Raw genomic sequence first — 4,913 nt, 5'->3', positions numbered from 1 at the left:
TTTGTATGCCCTCTTCTGCTGGATTATCATCTAATACCTCTAAACGATTATGGTCAAAGTCAAGGAATACATCAAGTCCAGCTAAATTCACTACATCTTTTAACCAGATATCTAAACCAAATTCATCCCATTTAGTAACGATTTTACTCTCAGGCTCAATCTCTAATCGTGTAGCACTTATTAGATTAAACAAATCTTCTTTAGATATTAATGATTTAAGACCTGTAGCAGTAATAGAAACAGTTCCATAACGCTGAATATTTACAGTAAAAATTGTAGAGAATATTCCATATACATTAGTTGTGGTTGTAGTAATACTCATAGTCGTACCAAAATTAATTCTTATGGTCTCGGTTGGATCATAACCCATGCCTTCAATAGTTACAATAACTCCAATCGTACCAGAGGAAGGAGAAACTAAAGTAATCTTTGCTCCTGTGTATGTCCCTTTTAGCCAAGGTTCATAGTCAATATTACCTGAGAAAGTATAAGTAGCAGGTGGATCACCACCCCACCAGTTATACTTTGCAGTTTGAGTACCATCAGTCTGAATATTGTAAGTTTGATTATTGTAGATGTTATTATAAATAAGATTAGAAATTACCGAGGATTTACAATAAATGCCTATTCCATCACCATTTGGATTACCAGGACCACCTTGGTTATCTCTAATAGTATTGCTATTAGTAATGTTGTTATTATTGGATACTAAATAAATTCCTATTCCCATTCCACCTCTACCTTCTAAAATTCCATAACCTCCACTACCACCTTGACCTCCTTGATTATTATATATGGTGTTGCTACCTATATTATTACTCGCAGATGAGAAAAGATAAATTCCTGTTCCAATTCCACCTTCACCTCCTGAACCCATCTCATATACCCTACCTCCTTTACCTCCAATATTATCTAACAGAATATTTCCTCTAATGATGTTTGTATTACTATGTAGACATAGATAAATTCCTACACCTATTCCCCCTTTGCCTCCTGAACCATAGGAAGTTCCTCCTCCTCCTCGACCTCCCTGAATATTATAAATGGTATTATTTTCAACAGTGTTATTCTTAGAATACGAAGAAAGATAAATTCCTGCTCCAATTCCACCTTCACCTCCTGAACTATTGAAACCTCCACCACCTCCTTGTCCACCTTGAATGTTACGAATAATATTACTTTTAATAGTGTTATTAGAAGATGATAAAATATAGATGCCTACACCAATTTTACCTGATTCACCTGGTGTATACTCAAGCTCACTAGCACCATTTTCACCTTTACTGTTTGAGATAATATTATTTTGGATGATAAAATCTGTACAATTAATTAAGACAATCTTCCCAATGTTTGTTGTGGAAGAACCAATTAAAGTTTCATTTCTAATACTTACTCCACTCATTCCATAATAATAATGAATTGGCTCGTTATTATAAGTATTTGATGGATCAATAGTATTGTTAAGGCTATTTGAATCTATATAGATTCCATATGCATTGCCAGAAGCTCCATTTGATCCTCCCTGTCCTCCTTCTCCACCTTGATTAATAGAAATAGTATTGAGAGTTATAATGTTATTAATTGAGGATTCTAAATATATTCCTATTCCCATACCACCTTTGCCTCCTGAACTAACACTATCTGAAGAACCTCCTTCTCCACCTTGATTATTATAAATAACGTTACTCCTAATAGTATTAGTGCCTGATGAAGAAAGATAAACTCCTACCCCATTTCCTCCTTCTCCTCCTGAACCTTGGTGACTTACGTTTCCCCCTGAGGCACCTTGATTACTATAAATAGTATTAGTTGCAATATCATTATTACTTGATGAAAAAAGAAATATCCCAACTCCTATACCTCCAGTACCTCCTAACCCATAGTTACCAGCAAATCCTCCTACACCCCCTTGGTTATTCCAAATAATATTTTGAGTAATAATGTTATTTGTAGATGCGTAAAGATATATTCCTGCACCTACTTCACCTGGTTGACCTGAATTACCAGAAAGACCATCATCACCCTTATTATCATGAATATAATTATGTGTAATTACTATCCCTGTTGCATTCTCTATATACACTGATTGTTTAGCATATCTTATCTTACAATAACTAATTGTCCCTTTTGCGCTTGCACCACTAAACTTAATACTATTCCAATCACCTGGTGAAAGTATAGATTTATTAGAGGTAAAAGTAATAGTTCCATCTGGAGTACCAATAGCTAATAATGTACCATAGTTAATCAAGGATGTATTAGTGGCAAATTTAACAATCACTCCTGATTCAATAATCAAAGTAGTCCCCGATTCTACAGTAACAGTTCCAGTAACAATGTATGGACTATTGGTTAACAACCATGTTCCACTTTGGGTTCCACTTACAGTTATTGTTGCTTCCCCAAATTTTACATTCCATATTAACCCAATTATTATTAACACACCCACCATAATTTTTTTCTTCATTTCACTTTTGCCTCCTTTTGTAGTGAAATTGCCTTTTGCATCTGTTTAGCATAAGTATTATCTGGATCAAGTCTTAAAATTTCTCTACATTGAAGAAATGCCTTTTCAAATAATCCTTTAGTATAATAAATAGTTGCTAAATTCCATAAAACCTCAATATCTGTGGGCTCCTTTTTAATTATTTCCTTATATACCTTAATTGCTTCTTTATAATTATTCATCTTTGTATATAAAATAGCAAGATTATAATATGTATCTATATCATTAGGATTTATTTTAATAGATTCTTTGTATGCATTAATTGCTTCGTTATACATCCCTTTTTTATAACAATTTAACCCAATCTTATAATAACTTTTAGCTACATTACCTAATCCTTCTTTAAATTTGGGTTTTATTCTTAATGCTTTTTTAAACTCAACTATTGCTTTTTCATACATCTTTATCTTATAGTAAAGTTTTCCACGAATATTATAAATATCTACATAATAATCATAGGTATTTATTGTTCGCTGAAGTTCATTTCTCTCTTTAAAGATTGAAATATCAAACTTGCGAAAAGTAAGTTTTTTCTCTTTCTCAAGTTCTTGAGATATCTTTTCTTTATCAACTCCTTTTTTTAGGATTTGATAAGAAAGTCCTTGAGGAATTAAAATGTAATTATTTGCTATATTCTCCTCATACCTTGTAAGATAGGTTGATCTCCTCTCGATATTATTAGAAATAATATTGTTTATCCTCTTATATTTTACTGTTATTTCACTCTTTTTAGTTTTTGGAATTAGTTCTTTTTCAAAATTGAATTTAAAATCTGGATAATATTCCTTTAACTGTTTCTCATACCATATATCTCCTTCTACATACCAATCATATAATAGGTAGGGAATACCAACTCGAATTATATCTACTTTTCTTTTTTCAATATATTGAAGATACACCATAGGAAATTCATAATTATCATCTTCAGTAAAAATAATTGCATTTTCTTTTAAAGGATTTAAGATATTCATTCCAAAATCATATGGAAAATAGTAAGTCTTCCGATTATTATAATGATAATGTATTAAAAATAAAATAATGGGAATAAGAATAAAAAATGAATAGAATATCTTCTTTTTGCTGAATAATCCTTTAATCCCATAACCGGTCCAAATGCTAAAAATAATAAATGATGGAATATAATAATCTTCAATATTTAAAATAAGATATTGAGATGCATAAATAGTATTAGTTAATATTATTAAAAATAAAAAAATAAAATTTGAAATTTGTCTTTTTTTAACCAATATGAAACTCCCCACCAATCCTATCCAAATAAAATACCATGAGAATTGATCTGGGAAAAAAGAAGTAATGTGTAACTGGATATTTTTAAAGATTGTTTTTAAATTGTTAGTAAAAAGTACTCCATATCCCGAACCTGTAATATGAAAAATGAATCTATTCCATGTCTCAGGATCACTCCAATTAATAGGTGGATTTTGGTTTGCTCGAATTAGCAGATATAGGTATAAAAATAATGGAAGAATGAATAAGCAAAGCAATTTTATAGTGGTTAGTGATAAGTGGTAAGTGGTAAGTGATTTTCTATATTTCCACCATGCTGCTATAATAAAGAATATACTTGCTGGGACTAAATAGATTGTCTGCATGTGATGGGTGAAGGATAAGCCGAGTGTGAAAGCGAAGAGATAGAGATAGCTTTGAGCTTTGAGCCTTGAGCTTTGAGCTTTTTGCTCCAGGCTCTTTGCTTCGTGCTCTGTGCTCATCGCTTCTTGCCACTTTAGCAGGATGAAGATTAGTAGGGTTGCAAACAAAGCATTCAATGTGTACTTCTCAGCAATTACTGCTTGCTCCCAGAAGGTAGTAGCAAAAGCAAGCATGAGTGCTCCTACTATCGCAGGGATGAGGGACGAGATGCGAGATAAAAGTAAGCATTGAGCTTGGAGCTTGGAGCTTGGAGTTTTTTGCTCCATGCTCTTTGCTCTTTGCTCCGTGCTCATATTCTTACTTCCTACTTTCAAAGTAATAAAGTACACCATCATACACGCTAATGATGCACATAAAGCAGAAGCTAAATTCATCCGATAGGCAATGTTCCCCAGCGGCAGAATAGTCATCCATAGTTTACCAAACAAACAGTAAAGTGGATAACCTGTTGGATGGGGGATACCAAGCACATAAGCCGCTGTGATCATATCCCCTGAGTCATGAAAACCAATTGTAGGAGTAAGGGTATGTAAATAAACTACCCAGCAGATGAAAAATACCACTATCCCACCTGCATAATCTATCGGACTAAATGCTCTGGGAATAATTGGCTCATCCTTTAGCCTAAGAAACTTTGGAATCTTAAAGGAAATTTTCCTCTCTCGCTTTTTTTTGCCTTTTGCCTTTTCCTTATGTCCTCTAACTTTCTTCTCCATATCTCCACCTCATTACTCAT

At 32.9% G+C, this 4,913-nt stretch carries 2 protein-coding genes; both read right to left on the bottom strand.

What is annotated here, in order from left to right; translation table 11 throughout:
• Nucleotides 1-2,467 (bottom strand): right-handed parallel beta-helix repeat-containing protein (locus tag AB1414_15600; GenBank protein MEW6608844.1); only part of this gene is annotated, 2,467 nt, incomplete at its 3' end.
• The gene (locus AB1414_15595; GenBank protein ID MEW6608843.1) at nt 2,464-4,893 is read right to left on the bottom strand and encodes a DUF2723 domain-containing protein; all 2,430 of its coding nucleotides are present in this window, start codon (nt 4,891-4,893) and stop codon (nt 2,464-2,466) included. The genes AB1414_15595 and AB1414_15600, both read right to left, overlap by 4 nt.
• Nucleotides 4,894-4,913 lie beyond the last annotated feature (20 nt).

This window comes from bacterium, assembly GCA_040755795.1.
Taxonomy (GTDB): Bacteria; UBA9089; CG2-30-40-21; order CG2-30-40-21; family SBAY01; genus JBFLXS01.
Note: the sequence above shows the minus strand (reverse complement) of the source record. Positions and strands in the feature narration are given on the sequence as shown.